Annotated in this window: 16 protein-coding genes; 4 read left to right on the forward strand and 12 right to left on the reverse strand. The window is 48.7% G+C overall.

The features are described from left to right. Position 1: 1 nt before the first annotated feature. From SU32_RS07540 to SU32_RS07550, 3 genes are read right to left on the reverse strand one after another with little or no spacing between them, the layout of a single operon-like run. Entirely contained in the window at positions 2–907 is a 906-nt protein-coding gene (locus SU32_RS07540; RefSeq protein ID WP_053998748.1) for an ABC transporter permease subunit, read from the reverse strand. Beyond that, positions 904–1,827 (reverse strand): oligopeptide ABC transporter permease OppB, encoded by a 924-nt coding sequence (gene oppB, locus SU32_RS07545; protein WP_053998884.1) that lies wholly within the window; start codon positions 1,825–1,827, stop codon positions 904–906. The genes SU32_RS07540 and oppB overlap by 4 nt, the downstream gene beginning before the upstream one ends. Before the next feature lie 59 nt (positions 1,828–1,886). After that, positions 1,887–3,470 carry a peptide ABC transporter substrate-binding protein gene (locus SU32_RS07550; RefSeq protein ID WP_053998749.1) on the reverse strand — a complete coding sequence of 528 codons (1,584 nt, stop codon included), beginning with the start codon at positions 3,468–3,470 and terminating at the stop codon, positions 1,887–1,889. Between the two features lie 250 nt (positions 3,471–3,720). Here SU32_RS07550 and SU32_RS07555 point away from each other — a divergent pair, with 250 nt between their 5' ends. Next, positions 3,721–4,974, forward strand: a complete 1,254-nt coding sequence (locus SU32_RS07555) for an Hsp70 family protein (RefSeq protein ID WP_053998750.1) — start codon at positions 3,721–3,723, stop codon at positions 4,972–4,974. Positions 4,975–4,996: 22 nt separating this feature from the next. Here the strand turns inward: SU32_RS07555 and SU32_RS07560 are convergent, their stop codons facing one another. From SU32_RS07560 to SU32_RS07590, 7 genes are all read right to left on the reverse strand, one after another. Further along, on the reverse strand, positions 4,997–6,049 hold the full coding sequence (locus SU32_RS07560) for an AbrB family transcriptional regulator (RefSeq protein WP_160316300.1): 1,053 nt from the start codon (positions 6,047–6,049) through the stop codon (positions 4,997–4,999). 66 nt (positions 6,050–6,115) lie between these two features. After that, entirely contained in the window at positions 6,116–6,871 is a 756-nt protein-coding gene (locus SU32_RS07565; protein WP_053998885.1) for a citryl-CoA lyase, read from the reverse strand. Between the two features lie 50 nt (positions 6,872–6,921). After that, positions 6,922–8,115: a CaiB/BaiF CoA transferase family protein gene (locus tag SU32_RS07570; protein ID WP_053998752.1), complete on the reverse strand. Its 1,194-nt coding sequence runs from the start codon at positions 8,113–8,115 to the stop codon at positions 6,922–6,924. Between the two features lie 9 nt (positions 8,116–8,124). Continuing rightward, complete coding sequence (locus SU32_RS07575; protein WP_053998753.1) at positions 8,125–9,660, reverse strand: tripartite tricarboxylate transporter permease; 1,536 nt, start codon at positions 9,658–9,660, stop codon at positions 8,125–8,127. Between the two features lie 3 nt (positions 9,661–9,663). Next, positions 9,664–10,122: a tripartite tricarboxylate transporter TctB family protein gene (locus SU32_RS07580; RefSeq protein WP_053998754.1), complete on the reverse strand. Its 459-nt coding sequence runs from the start codon at positions 10,120–10,122 to the stop codon at positions 9,664–9,666. Between the two features lie 133 nt (positions 10,123–10,255). After that, positions 10,256–11,230, reverse strand: coding sequence for a tripartite tricarboxylate transporter substrate binding protein (locus SU32_RS07585; RefSeq protein WP_053998755.1), 975 nt, complete (start codon positions 11,228–11,230; stop codon positions 10,256–10,258). A gap of 101 nt (positions 11,231–11,331) precedes the next feature. Further along, entirely contained in the window at positions 11,332–12,330 is a 999-nt protein-coding gene (locus tag SU32_RS07590) for an ABC transporter substrate-binding protein (protein WP_053998886.1), read from the reverse strand. 138 nt (positions 12,331–12,468) lie between these two features. Between SU32_RS07590 and SU32_RS07595 the strand changes: the two genes are divergently transcribed. The 3 genes from SU32_RS07595 to SU32_RS07605 all read left to right on the forward strand — a co-directional run bounded on the left by SU32_RS07595 (position 12,469) and on the right by SU32_RS07605 (position 15,380). Beyond that, positions 12,469–13,134 carry a response regulator transcription factor gene (locus SU32_RS07595; protein WP_053998756.1) on the forward strand — a complete coding sequence of 222 codons (666 nt, stop codon included), beginning with the start codon at positions 12,469–12,471 and terminating at the stop codon, positions 13,132–13,134. Continuing rightward, the gene (locus SU32_RS07600; protein ID WP_053998757.1) at positions 13,131–14,540 is read left to right on the forward strand and encodes a sensor histidine kinase; all 1,410 of its coding nucleotides are present in this window, start codon (positions 13,131–13,133) and stop codon (positions 14,538–14,540) included. The genes SU32_RS07595 and SU32_RS07600 overlap by 4 nt, the downstream gene beginning before the upstream one ends. 93 nt (positions 14,541–14,633) lie before the next feature. Further along, entirely contained in the window at positions 14,634–15,380 is a 747-nt protein-coding gene (locus SU32_RS07605) for a sulfite exporter TauE/SafE family protein (RefSeq protein ID WP_053998758.1), read from the forward strand. A 243-nt stretch (positions 15,381–15,623) separates the two neighbouring features. Here the strand turns inward: SU32_RS07605 and SU32_RS17575 are convergent, their stop codons facing one another. Both SU32_RS17575 and SU32_RS17580 read right to left on the reverse strand, forming a co-directional pair. Next, entirely contained in the window at positions 15,624–17,189 is a 1,566-nt protein-coding gene (locus SU32_RS17575; protein ID WP_053998759.1) for an acyltransferase family protein, read from the reverse strand. Beyond that, positions 17,186–17,605, reverse strand: a complete 420-nt coding sequence (locus SU32_RS17580) for an acyltransferase family protein (RefSeq protein WP_053998760.1) — start codon at positions 17,603–17,605, stop codon at positions 17,186–17,188. The genes SU32_RS17575 and SU32_RS17580 overlap by 4 nt, the downstream gene beginning before the upstream one ends. Between the last annotated feature and the right edge of the window lie 277 nt (positions 17,606–17,882).

Here is a 17,882-nt window from a genome sequence, read left to right on the forward strand (position 1 = left end):
ATTACCGATCTTTAGGGTCAAACGCGTCACGTAACCCATCCCCGATGAACAATAGGCTCATAAGCAATAAAACAAGAAAGGCGGCCGGAAACCAAAGCAACCACGGAAGAACTTCCATTGCGTCACTGCCTTCTGCGATAAGAGTGCCAAGCGAAGTGAGCGGCTCCTGAACGCCAAAGCCCAAATATGAAAGGAAGCTTTCTGTCGCGACAATTTCCGGCACGGTGAGAGCGGCATAAATCACCACAGGGCCAACCAGATTCGGCACAATATGCCGGAAGATAATGGCGGCAGAACTGCGTCCTGACGCACGGGCGGCCTCAATAAACTCGCGATTTTTAATGGCCAGTGTCTGGCCGCGTACAATACGCGCCATCGTCAACCATTCCAGCATACCGATTGCGGCGAATAGTAAATAGACATTCCGGCCGAAAATGACCATGAGTAGGATAACGAACAAAATATAGGGCAGCGCATACATAATATCGACAAAGCGCATCATCGCTTGGTCAATCCGCCCGCCCATATAGCCAGCAATCGCACCATAGGACACGCCGATCACAATCGACACGAAAGTCGCAACCAACGCCACGAGCAGCGACACCCGTGTGCCATAGAGCGTACGCGCCAGCAGATCACGCCCGTTTTGGTCGGTGCCGAAATAATGGCCGGACTCGATTGAAGGCGGCGCGCGAAAAGCGTTCCAGTCCGGATCTTCATAGCCATAGGGCAAGAAGGCCGGTAAAAAAAGCGCCGCGATAATAAGCAAAGCAAGGATTGCAGAAGCGATCATTGCCGCCTTGTTGCGGCGCAGGCGCAGCATCGCCTCCTGCCACAAAGAGCGGCCGGACACTTCACCTTCTGCAACATCGTTGAAGAGATTGCATTTGAAAGATTGTAAAATCATTGCGCCCTCACCCGTGGATCAAGCCACGCATATAAAAGATCGACAATTAGGTTGAGGATTAGGATCACGATCATATAGAAAATAACGGTGCCAAGCACCATGCCATAGTCGCGGTTGAGCGCAGCATTGATGAAATAGCGTCCGATGCCGGGCAGTCCGAAAATTTGCTCCACAACCAGCGATCCGGTTAGCAAATATCCCGCGGCAGGCCCAAGATAGGACATCACCGGCATCAGCGCTGGTCGCAGCGCATGGCGCATAACGATAGGCGTTGAGCTCAATCCTTTTGATCGCGCAGTTCTAATAAAGTTAGAATTTAAAACCTCAATCATGGTACCGCGCATAAGACGCGAAATTCGGGCGATGTGAGGAAAAGATAAAACGGCGACAGGCAAAACAAGATAGCGCAAAGAGCCATCTCCCCATCCACCGACCGGCAGCCAATCCAGCTCAATACCAAATATGAGCTGTAGAATAGGTGCCATTAAGAAATTCGGTATGACCAGCCCCAGCAAAACGAGCGCTGCCAAGGTGTGATCGGACCAAGAATTACGCTTTAACGCGCCAATAATACCTGCAAGCACGCCCAGTAAGATCGATACGACAAAGGCCGCAGCGCCAAGAATGAGCGTGTAAGGCAGGCCGATCGAAATCTGTTCTGCAACAGAGAAGTCTTCAGTTGTAAATGAAGGCCCAAGGTCACCCTTCAACACATTACCGATATATATTGCATATTGCTGAATGAGGGGCTTATCGAGATTGTAGTGGGCATCAAGATTGGCCTTGATACCGGGAGGCATTGGCCGCTCCCCGTCGAAAGGCCCGCCGGGAGCAAGGCGAAGAACAAAGAAACAGACAGTGATCGCAATCCACAATACGGGCAAAGCGGTCAATGTGCGCTTAAAAGCATAAGTGAGCATATATAAAACCATGTCCGGTCATCGAAATGACCGAACATGCCTAAGTTTAAGAATGAAACTTATTCTTCGATTGAAAGCCAACGTGTACGGTGAATATCAAAAGCATTGTCTACAAAGCCTTTGACCTTCGGTGAAACCACGTTACGGGACAGATAGTAATAAATCGGGATCGCCGCTGAATCATCAAGGGCAATCTGCTCTGCCTCTTTAAGAAGTGCAGCGCGTTCTTCCGGATTTGTATTGGCATTTGCTTCTGTCAATAGTTTATCAAACTCAGGGTTTTGGTAACGGCCATAGTTGTAATCAATGCCGCCCTTAAGAAGGTTCAGGAAATTGTCCGCATCATTGTAGTCGGCAAGCCAACCAGCGCGGGCAACGTCAAGTTGACCTTCCTGAAGTTCAGCATAGTGAACTTTTGTCTCAGTGTTAAACAGTTCAACTTCCACACCAATTGCTTTCCACATAGACGCAATTGCGACAGCAATACGCTTGTGGTTTTCATTTGTGTTATAGCGAAGCTGAAGCTTCAGCGGATTATCAGTGCTGTAGCCAGCGCCTTCCAATAGTTTTTTGGCTTCCGCATTTTTCTCTTCCTGAGGCAGGTCTTTCCAGTCAACTGTGGCTGGCTCTGCGTAGTTCGCCATGCCCGGTGGAACCCAAGAATAAGCAGCGATCTCGCCGGTACCCAAAATTTGCGGACCGATTGCTTCACGTACAATGCTCATGGACAGCGCTTTACGCACATCTGCATTGTCGAACGGCTCTTTTGTGTTGTTGATTGCGTAGTAATAAAGACCCGCAAACGGTGCAACGCGTGCTTGACCTGGGAGATTTTCCTGCATCCACTCAAACTGGTCTGTCGGAAACTCTGTCAGAATATCAAACTCACCGGCACGGTAGCGTTTCAACGCAGCCGATTCATCTTCAAGTGTGAAGAATTTAACACCATCAATAGCCAGTTTGTCCGCATCATAATATTTGTCGTTGATTTCTGTGAGAACGTGCGAACCAGGCACCCATTCTACAGGCTTGTAAGGCCCGTTCGTAACGATGTTTTCGATCTGAACCCAATCGCCGGCTTTCTCTTCAACAACATGTTTTGGCACCGGATAAGCTGTATAGTGTGTGAGCGCACCAAGGAAATAAGGTGTTGGCTGCTCAAGCGTGATTTCCAATGTCTTGTCGTCAATCGCCTTTACGCCAAGCTCATCAAAGTCAGTGATTTCACCGCTGTTGATTTTCTCAGAATTTTTGATCGGATACTGAAGATATGCGTAGTTTGCCGCAGTCTCAGGATTCATCAGACGCTGGAAAGAGTATACAAAATCTTCCGCTGTTACCGGCTCGCCATCGGACCACTGAATGCCGTCGCGTAGCTTGAATGTGTATACAAGGCCATCATCCGAGATTTCCCAGCTTTCAGCTTGTCCTGGAATAGGTTCAGCGTTTGCATCCTCGGTTGTCAGACCTTCAAAGATGTCTCCGACAATACGATTCTCCCAATCGCCGGACACTTTTTGTGGATCAAGTGAGCTAGCATCACCGCCATTGTGTACATTCAACGTAGCAGCGAACACGCTACCCGTCATCATGCACCCTAGCGTCATGCCAGTCAGCACCTTTTTGAAATTTAAAATTTGCATAGGGAACTTTCTCAATTTGTTGATCTCAAATGCGAGTTTCGCGACTATTTTGAACTCAAAACATGCCGCAGAAAATTGGAGCATAGACACTTAGTTTCAGGCATATCAAGTGGGTATGTATACATTTACCCAGATGAAGGGCTTTTCTTTATTCGAATGACCTACCCCATTTCTCGGAATTATGGCTTGAGATGCTGGCTCTAAAACGATATCGACCGTGGTTCTTATCGAGCCCACACAAGTGAAATTCATGAACAATCTCAAACATAACACTTCGCTTGGCATAGACTTTGGCACATCGAATTCCGCTGTTGGCGTAGCCGTTAACGGCAAGCCCTTTTTGTTCGATATTGAAGATGGTGAAAAAACGCTGCCGACTTCACTTTTCTTCGATAATAAAAGCAAACAGGCGCTCTATGGCCGCAAGGCGAATAATGCATTGGTCAACCGGGATGAAGGCCGTTATCTGCGCGCTTTGAAAAGTGTGCTTGGCACAAGCCTGATGCATGAGCGCCGCTATCTGATGGGTAAAAGCGTTACATTCGTCGATGTGATCGCTCAATTTCTAACTGAAATAAAAGAGCGTGCTGAAAATGCGGCCGATCGCTCATTTGATCACGCACTTTCCGGACGCCCTGTCTTTTTCCATTCAGATAACGATAAGAAGAACGCTCAGGCACATGCGGATCTGGAAGCTTGCTATCTGAAAGCGGGCTTTAAGAGTGTCAGCTTTATGGCCGAGCCCGAAGCCGCCGCGATAGCCAATGGCGGCATTGAAGTGGGACAGAAAGCACTGATTGTTGACATTGGCGGCGGCACATCGGATTTCTGTCTGTTTGAAGGCACGGCCAATGGCATCAATGTATTAGCCAATAACGGCACGCGCATTGGCGGAACAGATTTCGATAAAACATTAAGTATCGATCATGTGATGCCGCTTATGGGGTTTGGCAGTGACATCAAAAAAGACATGGGTTCAGGCACACTAACGGCCCCCAACCACATATTTCATGACCTAGCGACGTGGGAAAAAATACCAGCCCTTTATAGCAATGATAGCTTACGTTTCGCAGATGGCTTGCGTAATAAAGCCGTCAACAGACAACTCTTTGACCGGCTGATGGACGTGCTTGAACTGGAATACGGCCACGATATTGCCTTTGCTGTCGAGCGTGCAAAAATCAAAACCAATGAAGCGGCAGAAGCAGCGATCGCGCTTGATTTTATCGAGCCGGAATTGGGCGTGCCTTTAAACATCGATAAGCTGGACACTTCACTTTCTGACTATGCTTCAACGATTAGTGCCGCCGCAGCCGAAACCGTAAAATCAGCCGAACTCGGCAGCGCCAATATCGACAAAATTATTTTTGTCGGCGGTTCAAGCCTTATGCGCATTGTCAAAAGCAGTATCGCAAAGCAATTCCCCAATACACCTATTCTCCATGCGGACGCATTTACGGCGATCATAGACGGGCTGGCAATAGCTGCAGAGAGCAGAAACTAACGCCAAGCGACGCGCCTGCCGTTTAATCTCTGATAAAACGCAAAGCGATCGGAATAATTGCGGTCAGAAACATGATGCGCAGAACATGATGCGCGGCAATAAAGGCAGGGTTTGCATCCAGCATAATCCCCATTGCCGCCATGGTCTCCAGTCCGCCAGGCGCAAATGCAATCAGCAAATGCGCTGGCGGCACATCAATAAACATGCCAACGATTAACGCGCTTGCACCCGAAACAATAAGAGCCACACCGGTGACGACAAGTGAAGCAGTCAGCGCACCGCGCAGAAGCGACCATGTGGCCCCGTTAAATCTTGTGCCGATTAAAATACCCATAAGAATAAATGCAGGTGACGTGAGCCATGACGGTATGGTTCCCGGCAGTATTTCCGTCACGTGGAAGAATGCTGAAACAATCAACCCGCCCATCAGAAGCGCCGCAGGCATTTTCAGCTTCATCAAAATCAGCCCGACACAAAGCGCTACAGATGAGACTATAATCAATCCAGACAATGTTATAGACTCGCCTTCGAGCGCGAACCGGGGCTCAAGGTCGGGATAAACCAAAGCAACAATGAACGGCACTGCGAGTGTTAAGGTCAACACCCGCATGGTTTGAACGATCGACAGAACAGGAATATCGGCCTTTGTTTCGGTCGACAGACTAAGCACATAACTTAAATGACCAGGTGTCGCTGATAGTAATGCCGTATATTTGTCGTAGCCGAACATGGTGCGCAAGAATCGCGCACTGACAATCATGATGACAATCAACCCGGCAAAAAGCATCAAAATTGACAACGGCCATTTTGCGGCTGTCGCCACTGTCTCTGGCGTAACACCCGCACCCATCGTCATACCGATCACAACAAAGACGCCATTGCGAAGAAAATTGGGCATAAACAAAGGTACGCCGACGACACCTGCGAGCGAGACAACCAAAGCAGGACCGGTCAAAAATGGTGCCGGAAATCCAATAGCCAAAGCGGCCATTGCCGATCCAAACCCAAGAACCAGCGCATACAGTACCGGCTTTAACTGGGATGGAGGTAATTGTATCCGAAAATACTTAGCCAATGGATTTATCATTTTAGTCAACAAACCGGTCTATTGAGTCAAAATTGGTAGCACCAATGCCCTTTACTACGGATTTTTAGGTCCGGTGTAAGTCCAAAAATAATGTGGTGGCGTTGGCCCCTTATTGCGTCCTCCCTGGTTCATCTGCTCCCACGCATGGGAAAGAATACCAACCGAGCGCGACAAGCAAAAAAGGCCGCGGGCAAGCGGTCCTGCAAAACCAAGTTCAGCATAAATGATAGCGGTCGCACCATCTATGTTCATGGGAACAGGTCTGCCTTTCTCTTCATTCAGATGTTTTTGCACCAAGCGCCCGATGGATGCGTAATCGCCGTCAACAATTCCATCCTTCACGGCTTGATCTACGAGGCTTAAAAGCCGCGGCGCCCGCGGGTCTTCCGGCTTATGGAAACGATGTCCGAATCCGGGAATGAATTTTGAACGCTCCGTGCGCCAGCGCTCAACCGCATCGGCAACAGCTCGTTCTATTGGCACATGGTTTTTCACCGCGTCATATGCCCATCCATAAAGCTCAACCGCCTGCTCACCGGCACCGCCATGAACATCATCCAGCATATTAACGGCAGACGCCATCGCGCCGTTCAATCCCAAGCCACATGTCACAGCCATACGCGCTGTCGCGATCGACGGGGCTTGTGGCCCGTGATCAACAGCGGAAACCAATGCGCACTCGAAAAGTCTGGCCTGTTCGTCGCTTGGCAATTCGCCGCGAGTCATAAGCCAGATCATCTGGGGAAACGTCACATTGCCGATAAGGTCTTGAACTGGGTGACCGCGTAAATTGATTTTACCCGGCTCCATATCAATGATTGATGTCGACCACCAATCAGAAACATCACTATCGATCTTTTTCAAATCACCGCCTCACTTTTGAGTTGGGCCAGCTCATCACGCGATACGCCTATATCAAGCCAGATGGAATCATTATCCTGACCAAGTTGCGGTGGCGGCGCATCCACACTTGGCGCAGAGCCATCAAGTTTAATCCCTGTTGTCACCAATGTAACATCACGTCCGACGCCCGGAACATTCTTATAGTCTTTGCAAAAACCGCGATCCGCAATTTGCGGCATCTGCAAAACTTCCGGCACAGTCAACACGGCCCCTGCGGGTACACCGAGCGCATTAAGCTCTTTTGCCCAATCGCGCGCCGGACGAAGCAGCAGCGCAGTCTCCAGTTCGACTTTCAAGGCAAGCCTGTTTTTCTTGCGTGCTTCGCGCGTTGCATATTCAGGCCGGTCGATAAGTTCCGGCAAGCCCAGATGATTGGCTAGCATGATCCATTGCTCGTCCTTGTTGGCAGCGATATTCAGCAGTCCGCCTTTCGCCTCAAAAGCGCCTGACGGGGCTGACGTCATATTTTCATTACCGTTGGGCGTTGGCTCAACACCTGCAACGAGATAATTGGAAACCGCCCACCCCATTGTCGCCAACACAGATTCGAGCATTGACACATCTATAAAACTGCCGCGCGGCGAAGCATTAAGTGCGGCTGATACCGCAAATGCCGCTGTCATACCGCCAACTGTATCGGCAACCGGATAGCCCACACGCAAGGGCGCGCTGTCGGCATCGCCGGTAATTGACATAATGCCTGACGCACCTTGAATAATCTGGTCGTATGCAGGGCGCCCAACCCATGGACCGTCCTGCCCGAAACCTGATATCGCACAATAAATCAGCGTAGGCTTAATGACTTTAAGCGCTTCATAATCAACGCCCAGACGTTTCATAACGCCGGGACGGAAATTTTCGACAAGCACATCCGCCGTTTCGACAAGCCGCTCAAATAAAGCGCGTCCTTTGTCAGATTTCAGATTGAGCGTAACAGATTTTTTACCCGCATTTTGCGCAAGAAAAGAAACCCCCATATTCTTTTCGTTAAGCAACGGGTCGGCACCCAATTGTCGTGCAAGGTCGCCGCGCCCGATAGCCTCTACTTTAATGACCTCGGCCCCTAAATGTGCCAGTTGATGGCAACAAAAGGGGCCGGCAAGCACATTGGTAAGATCAAGAACGCGAATGCCTGCGAGTGGTTTGTTCATTGTATAGTCCTAGTCCGCACTTGCTGTACCTTTGGTCTTTCTGCGCATCTTTTCAAAAACAGGAGAAAGCATCGGCACGAATAGACAAAGCACGGCAATGATCAAGATTGCCAGTGTCAAAGGGCGTTCCCATAGAAATGCCCAACTATCATTATTGATAAGCAATGCACGGCGCAGATTTTCTTCCATCATGCCGCCAAGGATAAAGCCCAAAATCATTGGTGCGAGCGAGAAGGACAATAAGCGCAATATTGTCGCTACAAGCCCGAACAACACCATCAATTGAATATCGAACGTGTTGAACGATACGAAATAAACGCCGATCAGTGAGAAGAACAAAATCAATGGCAGCAGGAAACGCGCCGGAACAGCAAGCACGCGTGCAATATATGGAATAAGCGGCAGGTTCAAAACAAGTAGAATAATATTACCCAGCCACATGGACACGATCACAGACCAGAACACGTCCGGTTGATCAATATAGAGACGCGGGCCGGGTTGAATACCATAGCCGATAAGCGCGCCGAGCATGATCGCCGTTGTTCCCGAGCCCGGAATACCCAATGTTAAAAGCGGAACAAATGAACCGGTTGCAGCAGCATTGTTTGCTGTTTCAGGTGCAGAAAGTCCACGCACGGAACCTTTGCCAAAGAGCTTACCCTTTTTCGCACCGGCAATGCGCTGTTCTGTACCATAGGCAAGGAAGCTGGCGATTGTCGCCCCTGCTCCGGGCAACACGCCAATGATGAAGCCGAGAATAGACGAACGCCCGATAACCGGAGCCATCTCTTTGACTTCCTCTTTTGTAACCGCCATCGATCCCAGTTCAGCAGCAGCTTTACGTTCTTCTTCACGCTTGCTTTCATCAACCTTTTTCAAGATCGCCATCAACGCTTCAGATAACGCAAATGTCGCCATCACAAGCAGCAGGAATGAAATGCCATCGACAAGATCAATCATGCCGAGCGTGAAGCGCGGCACGCCAATTGTCTGGTCCGTTCCAACTGTTGATAACATAAGACCGAAGACGGTCATAAGCAGCGCTTTGATCACCTCTCCCTTACCGGCAAACGCGGCAACAGCGGAAAGACCAAGCACCATCAGGGCGAAATAGTCAGTTGATTGAAAGGATAAAGAAACAGAAGCCAGATATGGCGCTGTGAGAATGAGCAGGAATGCAGCAACGACTCCGCCCGAAAATGATGAATAGGCTGCGATCGCAAGCGCTTTACCGGCCTTACCGGATTTGGCCATAGGGTAACCGTCAAAAGACGTGGCGACAGTTGAAGCAACCCCCGGTGCATTGATAAGAATTGACGATGTCGAGCCGCCAAAAATCGCGCCGTAATAAACCGCTGCCATCAAAATGATGCCCGCAGACGGATCAAGGCTGGCAGCAATGGGAATCATAAGGGCAATCGCTGACATCGGACCAAGGCCCGGCAACATGCCGATAAATGTACCGACCAGACAGCCCATGATAACAAACATAATGTTTTGCATCGAAAAGGCTGTTGTCAGACCGATGAGAATACCGTCAAGCATGGTCTAGCTCCTCAAAAAAGATGGCAATGGCTGGACGGTAACGTCTAGACCGTAATTCATAAGCGCCCAGAAAAGGACGACCAGAGGCACAGCGACAAGAACAAGCTTGATCGGGCTGCGCTCGCCGAGCATTGCAAATCCTGCAATCAGGAATGCGGATGTTGCCAATAAAAAGCCCAGCGGCCGTACCGTGAAACCATAAAGAGACATCAGCAATAAAAATGCCAATCCCAACGGCCAGTTAAATTCCTTGATCGAAAACCGTTCGCGGTTCGTCGGAAAGATAATCAAAGCCATAGATAAAATTATGCCCATAACCGCCAATGCTTCCGGCATCGTTCGTGCGGTGAAAGCTTGATCTGCCTGAAATGGCAACAGTCTGATATTTCCAATTTTAAGCGCATAAATGCAGCAGAAAATTAGCAGTAGAATACCGCCGATACGGTCTTTGGTAAAAAACATGGCGCCCTCCCCAAGCGTGGTGCCTCTCGTTTCGTTTATGCTCGCCAAGAGCACAACATAGAGTAGTTTGAGGCCGCACTATTGCAGCGCAGCCTCACGGATCATTCAAATGATGATCATTGAAAGCCTTGGCTTACAGGAAGCCGAGCTCTTTCATCAGGCTGCCGATTTGCTCTTCTTGAGCTTCGAGGAACTTCACGAAGTCCGCATCCGGATTGTAAATATCAACCCAACCGTTGCGATCGCGCACAGTGGCCCATTCAGGCGTGTCATACATTTTCTCGAAGGCCTCAATATAGGTAGCCTTTTTCTCTTCAGACATGCCTGGAGCGCCGAAGAAACCGCGCCAGTTAACAAACTCAGTTCCTTTTGATCCGGCCTCATCACATGTCGGCACTTCTGACATTGCATCATTGCGCTCGGTAGATGTTACACAAAGAATGCGCACTTCATCCTGGCGTGCAAGAGCAACCGCTTCACCAAATCCGGTCGCCAGACCTCTGATCTCACCGGAAAGCAAGCCGGCCATCGCCTTACCGCCTGCATCATAAGGAATGTACTTAACTTTCGTTGGATCCGCGCCTGCGTTTTTCATAACCAGAGCAGCAATTAAATGGTCCATACCACCGGCAACAGAACCGCCGCCTACGGCAACTTTTGACGGATCAGCTTCATAAGCAGCAACAAGACCGGCAAGGTCCTGAATGTCTGAGTCTTTATTGACAACAATTGCGCCATAGTCACCAATTGTGCCTGCAATCGGTGTCAAATCACGGAACGATTGCGGGAAAACACCTGTCAACGAACGAATGACGATCGGTGTTGAATTCACCATCAAGGTGCTTTCATCTTTTGTTTCGATAATGTGCGCGATAGCTTTGCCGCCACCGCCGCCGGACATATTTTCATATGATGCTGCGCCAACAAGGCCAGCTTTGGTCAGGGCTTCGCCTGTACCGCGCGCTGTACCGTCCCAGCCGCCGCCAGCACCACCAGGAACAAGAAACTTGATTTCTTCAACAACCTGATGACCAGCAGCTTGAAGCGCAGTATGCGCACCAAAAAGAACAGCACCAGCGGCCAGAGCCACTTTCAACGATTTAATCATTTGATTCCTCCCAAGGATCTGTCATCCGCAAAGTGTTGTGCGGAAGTGGGAGCAATCAAGCAGACAAAGCTGACATGAACCTGACAGATTATGCTTTCGTCTTATTCGCCCAACAGAGCTCTGTTCCATTGCTTGATAAAGCGCGCTCGCTTTACCTGATCCAGATAGGCAACCAATCCCGGCCCAATTGAAATGGGACGAAGCCGTGCACCGTATTTCTTTTTAAAGGCAGAAGCTGTGTTATCGCCCAGAACAAGCGGGTTAATGGATGGCAGCTCCAATTCCTCAGCCATAATCGTTTGCCCTTGTACAGACATGAGAAACTGAAGTGCTTTGCGGCCTAAATCAGGTTGCGCAGCAGCTTCCGGCACCAGTGCAATGCGTGACAAGACAACTGTATAATCCTGTGGGTTTACAATACCTATGCTCGGTGAGTCAGAAGCCCATTGCTGCGCATAAGAGCCCAAAACATTGTATCCGAGAACCAAGCGCCCGTCTTTAACCCGCTCCAGCACAGATGAAGAATTGGAGTATAATTTCACACCCGCAGCCCCCATGGCACGAACAAGTTTCCAGATATCGCGGTCATGTTCACCGTCACGAGCCAAAAACAGATATCCCAGCCCTGAACTCTCGATATCATAGGTACCAATCTTGCCGTGAAGGCTGCCGCTCGGCTGTTCCAACAATGCCCGTAACTCCGCGCGGTTTTGCGGGACAGGCTTATCTTGAAAATAATCTTTATTATAAACGATAACTGACGGCTCGAACGTTATACCAAATGCACTGTTACGCCAGGATGCCCATTTGGGCCAAGGCGTGACGGTATTGTTGATTCGTGCCGCATATCCATCATTTGCCAGCTTCACCTGAAGATCCATGGCCGACGAAATCAATAGGTCCGCGGTCGGCGTTCCTGAATCTGATTCTTCAATCGTACGTGTGTAAATTTCGATTGTTTGCAGATCGAAATAATGGATCTCGACATTTGGCTCCGTTAGTTGAAAAGCGTTCAATAAGGGCCGTGAAACCTCCGCATCTAATGATGAATAGATCGTCAGAATGCGCTTGTTCTGCTCACTCTTCGCTGGAAGAACCATTTGTGCGTGGGCGATCTGGAGCGAAGCGAAAATTATAATGAAAGAAAATATTGATTTTAAAAACATAGCCCATTTTGACGGCAATATTTCAAGTTCACAATCCCCCATCCATGCAATAGATTGCCGGTGGGAGGCGACATGCGCATTTTACTGGTCGAAGACAATGAACAATTGGGCGAAGGCATAAAGACATTGCTTGAGCAGTCCTATGCTGTTGACCACGTACTGAATGGCGAAGACGCAATATTGGCCGTCAAATCCCACACTTATGATCTGGCGATACTCGATTTAAGCCTGCCGGATATGGACGGCCTGGATATATTAAGGGAAATACGCGGCAATAGATTGTCCTTGCCGGTGCTGATTCTAACCGCACGTGGCAAGCTCGATGATCGTATTGCCGGTCTTGATCGCGGCGCCGATGATTATATGGCCAAACCTTTTGAATTCTCGGAATTGGAGGCGCGGATTCGCGCCCTGCTCCGGCGTTTATCCATGGAAAAAACTTCGCAGTTAAAACTCGGCGCCGTACAGTTTGATTTGCGTAACAACCGCGTAACCGCCGCAGATACTGTCATCGAATTATCCGCTCGTGAAACAATGGTATTGCGTGCATTGATGATGGCCAATGGACGCGTTTTGTCGAAACCCCAGCTACTGGACACAATCACAAATCTGGAAGCTGACGTGAGTGAAAACGCTATAGAGCAATATGTATCCCGTTTGCGTAAAAAGCTCCATCAGCATGGCATTGCGATTAATGCGGCAAGAGGTCTTGGCTATCACTTAAGCGAGACATCGTGACCAATCGCCTGAAAACCCTATCGCCGAACTCCATTAAAAGCCAGCTGCTCCTCTGGTTACTCGGCCCGCTCCTCATATTGGGCTTGGTTGCCATTCTCGACGGTTACCGCGCGGCCAGGTCAACCGCCGATGCGGTGTCTGACCGTGTTCTGTCAGGGTCTGCGCTTGCAATTGCCGAACGTGTTTTTGTCAATGGAGAGAACGGTCTGGAAGTTGATATTCCCTATGTTGCGCTTCAAATGCTGACATCGCTTGAAGATGACCGTGTATTCTACAAAATTGAAAATAATGATGGCGGTTTCATTACTGGGTATCGGGATTTGGCGCTGCCTGAAACCACTGCGAGCCTTAATGAAGTAACATTTGCCGACGGCGTGTTTCGCGGTGCAAAAGTGCGTATCGCGACTTTTCACGGCGCAGCCTCTTCCACAACAAGATCATTCAGCTTTCGGGTCGCTGTTGCCGAAACCACGAATGCGCGCGCAGCCGTAGCACGCTCAATCCTCATACGCTCGCTGTTGCGTCAAGGCATTTTACTCGTGAGCGCGGCAATACTCATTTGGCTGGTCGTCAGCCATGCCCTCAAACCGCTGCAACGTCTCGAATTGGCTGTCAGTCGCAGAAGCCCCGATGATGTGCGCCCGATTGAGCACTCTGTGCCGCAAGAAGTTGAAGGCCTGGTTTTTACCATCAACGGGCTTGTCGAGCGTTTTTCTTCAGCGATTAAAGCGCTGCAGAATTTTACGTCCAATGCCAGCCATCAATTTCGAACGCCGCTTTCTCTCATCAAAACCCATTTGGAGGTGGCAATCCGCGAAAACGATCCAGACAAGCAAAAACAAGCCATCACCCGCGCCGGAAAAGCGGTCAATGACGCCGAGCGCCTCATGTATCAAATGTTGTTGCTTGCCCAGCTCGATTCTGCATCAAAGCAGAAATTACAACAGCAGAATTGCGACCTCACATCGGTCACGCGCGATGCCTGCAATGATTTTATCCTGCAATTATCTCACAATAAAAGAAGCGATGTCGACTTGGGTTTTCATGCCAAGGAAGATGTTAACGTGCGCGGTGACAAAACACTTATTCAGGAAATCATACGCAATCTGATTGACAACGCCATCAAACACAGTGGATCACCTACCCAGATTGATGTGGAAATATCCGCAACCGATAAATATGGCGTCTTGAAAGTTCGCGATCAGGGACACGGATTTGACGAAAACCTCATTACAAAAGCAAGACATCGACAAGCTGGAAATTCGACAGGAACCGGCAAGACAAATTACGGATTGGGACTTTCTATCGTGAACGATATTGTCAGCCTTCATAATGGAGAAATCACGGCAAAACGCGTGAGTGATCCGGCCGGCATGGTTGTTATTGTCAAACTGCCTTTGACCTGAACAATAAACAGCGACGAAATGTTCAAACCGTTCTACACAAAGTCACTTCAAACAAACGCACCTTACCCGAATATGACTCTCTGAAAGCGGAACATGGACTTAACAATTATTCTTTTAGCCGCTTTCTTTGCAGGCGTTCTCAACACCATTGCCGGCGGCGGCACGTTTCTCACCTTCCCCGCTTTGGTTTTCATCGGCGTGCCGCCGGTAGTAGCTAATGCGACAAGTGCCGTTGCAGTCTTTCCAGGCTATTTGGGCGGCGCGTTAGGCTTTCGCAACGAGTTGGGACAATTCGAAACAAGGAAGATAATCAGACTGGTACTTATAACACTTGCTGGTGGCTTAATCGGCTCGCTTCTCTTGCTCATCTCTTCCAACAAAGCGTTTTCGCTTATTGTGCCGTTCCTGCTATTCGCGGCAACACTAGCATTTTTGTTTGGTGACAGGATCCGTGACTGGGCAGCCCATAAAAACCGCGCTGTCACACCGTTTGGTGGCATCGGCCTGTTATTGGTCAGCATATATGGCGGTTATTTTAACGGCGGTCTCGGCATCGTATTATTGGCCCTGTTCGCACTGTGGGGAATGACAAATATTCACGAAATGAACGGCTTGAAAAACGGTCTTTCCTTCGTCTTGTCTGCAATCTCTGTCGCCGTATTCGCTATAGGCGGGCTTGTTGAATGGCCTTATGCTCTGGCTATGATGTTTGCTTCCACGCTCGGCGGCTATGTCGGCGCGCCTATTGCACGCGCATTGCCGAAAACTATGGTTCGCTTGATCATAGCATTGGTCGGCTTTTCCATGAGCGCTATATTCTTTGCGCGGTTATTTAACTAGATAACAGACCGGAAGACGCAAGCTCCGCCACCAGAACTCTCAAACGATTGAATTCTGTGCTAACGGCGGCACCCCTTTTGAACCCCCTGATCACAAAGGGCGATCAACCGTTTTGTATCTGTTTCACTCCAGTTTTCTGGCGCTTTAACGGCAACCTATGACCTGACATAATCAGGACCGTAATACGCGTGACCATGGCCTGGTGCCGCAGAATTTGCCAATGCCATATCCACAGCAATATGGTCAGATATCACTTGCAACCTTAATTCGATTTTTAATTGCACGAATGATTGCGATTGACGTATCCACGGTCAAATGGTGCTTATCTCTGAAGAGAGGTCTGCTATTCTTTACCCAGCTACAACTCGTACTTGATTCACCTAAACAAAATTGGGGAATGATATCGATATAAACATCTTGAAATAAAGCGGCTCTTACCGAGTTTAGTTCTACAATCTTATTAAAAGCAGTCTTGTTTCCAGTGCATCGCCGCCTGAGCATCTCATCAGAATATATTGCGGGCACTGTAACACAATCAGCTAACAACCGATCAGGGTACGGAACACCGCCAACCCAAGTTACAGTATGTCCAAACCCTTCAAGAAGATCGACCAACTTTCTTGACGCATCAAGAAAAGTTGCACCATCGTCGTCTTCGTATCCAACATACTGATGTAATATTATTGTTGTTGGCGACATTTTCTCAAACATCACAAGTGCTTCGCGATTTCGCTTAACGCAAGTCTCAGCAAGCGCCTGACGCCCCTCGTAATTATAAACATACTCGCCTATGCCGCTCTGCGGCAGACATGAGGTAAAATATAAAATGTCTATCGTCACAGCAGGGAACGCTTCCGCAATGCCTGGCAATAAATGGCGTGCATGACTGTCCCCCCAAATATAAATATGTTCCTCACCCGCTATTCTCGAACACGTTATAAGGGGCGAATCTGGCGTTGAACCCAATTCAACATCGCCCAATATGTGGGTATCGCCACAATAGGCACTCTCTGCTTCACGCATCTGAATGGATGATAGCGATTGTCGATCCGGCGGTATGCGGAAGGGAGCACCATCTGTTGCCAAAACGAATGTTTGCATGCTGACGCAAGCAAAAACAGCAACACCTAGTGTCGTTACAAATTGCCTTACCTGTTTGGAAGCAAACGGTGTCTTTGTAACAAACCGCTCCAGCGCCCATCCACCCCAGATCGATAGTATGCCAATCGCAAACATATCGAACACCCCTAGTTCGCGAAAAGTCCAATATCGCCAGAACACAATAAGTGGCCAATGCACGAGATAGATTTGAAAACTGATCCTAGCTATCCAACGAACGAAACGAATTTCGCCAACTCTGTCCGTTGCTGAATTTGGAAAGAGCAATCCAGTATAGGGTATCAATATGATAGCTGCCGACCATGCCTCGAGAGAAGAAAAGGCACTTACTGAAAAAAGAGCACCCGCGGTTGAAGTTATTGTTAGTAATGGGAAAATTTTCCATCGCGGCTTCAGATCATGCCACATAGCCCAACCACACACTGCCCCCGCTGCAAAAAGTATAATTCGGTATGGCAATAAGAAGAATATCGCATCATTGGCCTTATCCGTTGAACCAAATGGCATCAGTGGTAGGGATGGCGAGACCATGGTTATATATCCAACCGCCGCGAACAGGACGCCTATACCAAAAAGAACTGCTAACAAAACGCCGAAACGTAAATAGTTACCAAGGAATAATATCAGTCCAAAAAGCAAATAGAACTGTTCTTCGACTGATAAAGACCAAGTATGTAATAGCGCGCTCACCTCACTTTCTGGGGCAAAGTAACCAGCTTGATAGTAGAAAAAATGTTAGAATAAAAAAATAATGCTGCTTGAGCTTGCCGAGCCGTATCGATCAGATGAGCAGGTGACATCATCAAATACGCAATAACGAGCGTCATGAGGATGGTCAGTACTAAAGACGGAACAATTCGCTGGATGCGCCTAGCATAAAATGCCCGTACTCTAAAACGGCCAAATTGGGCTTTATCGCGTAGCATGGTCCACGTCATCAAAAAGCCGCTAAGCATAAAAAATAAATCGACACCAAGATATCCAGCGCTGAAACCGGGTACCTTTAGATGGAATAGTACGACAATCGTTACTGCCAAGGCTCGCAAAGCATCAAGATGGGGCAAGCGCTGTTTTTCGACACGAGTGTCAGTTAGTAAATTGTTCATAAAACTTTAGTGGAAATTATGTTGCTACATGTAAATTTGTGAAAACAGTATTAGCTCCTACTCAGTACCCATAATTGTGTAAAGCGAACATCATTTATGGAAATAATGTCATTAGAGGTCGCGCTGTGATAGACGTTGTATAGTTTTATAAAGCAATGGCCGCTTCTATTGCCGATCAAGCCAAAAGGTATGCATTGGAAAACATATAATCGGCTGGCAAGACAATGGGACAGACATCAATCTCAGGTCGAAAGTAATCTTGCAGGATTGATTCTCA

The organism is Ahrensia marina (assembly GCF_001293565.1).
GTDB lineage: Bacteria > Pseudomonadota > Alphaproteobacteria > Rhizobiales > Rhizobiaceae > Ahrensia > Ahrensia marina.

Bases quoted from the DNA above. Each gene is read 5' to 3' on its own strand.
- SU32_RS07540 (WP_053998748.1), bottom strand. From the start codon at position 907: ATGATTTTACAATCTTTCAAATGCAATCTCTTCAACGATGTTGCAGAA.
- oppB (WP_053998884.1), bottom strand. From the start codon at position 1,827: ATGCTCACTTATGCTTTTAAGCGCACATTGACCGCTTTGCCCGTATTG.
- SU32_RS07550 (WP_053998749.1), bottom strand. From the start codon at position 3,470: ATGCAAATTTTAAATTTCAAAAAGGTGCTGACTGGCATGACGCTAGGG.
- SU32_RS07555 (WP_053998750.1), top strand. From the start codon at position 3,721: ATGAACAATCTCAAACATAACACTTCGCTTGGCATAGACTTTGGCACA.
- SU32_RS07565 (WP_053998885.1), bottom strand. From the start codon at position 6,871: ATGGAGCCGGGTAAAATCAATTTACGCGGTCACCCAGTTCAAGACCTT.
- SU32_RS07570 (WP_053998752.1), bottom strand. From the start codon at position 8,115: ATGAACAAACCACTCGCAGGCATTCGCGTTCTTGATCTTACCAATGTG.
- SU32_RS07575 (WP_053998753.1), bottom strand. From the start codon at position 9,660: ATGCTTGACGGTATTCTCATCGGTCTGACAACAGCCTTTTCGATGCAA.
- SU32_RS07580 (WP_053998754.1), bottom strand. From the start codon at position 10,122: ATGTTTTTTACCAAAGACCGTATCGGCGGTATTCTACTGCTAATTTTC.
- SU32_RS07585 (WP_053998755.1), bottom strand. From the start codon at position 11,230: ATGATTAAATCGTTGAAAGTGGCTCTGGCCGCTGGTGCTGTTCTTTTT.
- SU32_RS07590 (WP_053998886.1), bottom strand. From the start codon at position 12,330: ATGGTTCTTCCAGCGAAGAGTGAGCAGAACAAGCGCATTCTGACGATC.
- SU32_RS07595 (WP_053998756.1), top strand. From the start codon at position 12,469: ATGCGCATTTTACTGGTCGAAGACAATGAACAATTGGGCGAAGGCATA.
- SU32_RS07605 (WP_053998758.1), top strand. From the start codon at position 14,634: ATGGACTTAACAATTATTCTTTTAGCCGCTTTCTTTGCAGGCGTTCTC.
- SU32_RS17580 (WP_053998760.1), bottom strand. From the start codon at position 17,605: ATGAACAATTTACTAACTGACACTCGTGTCGAAAAACAGCGCTTGCCC.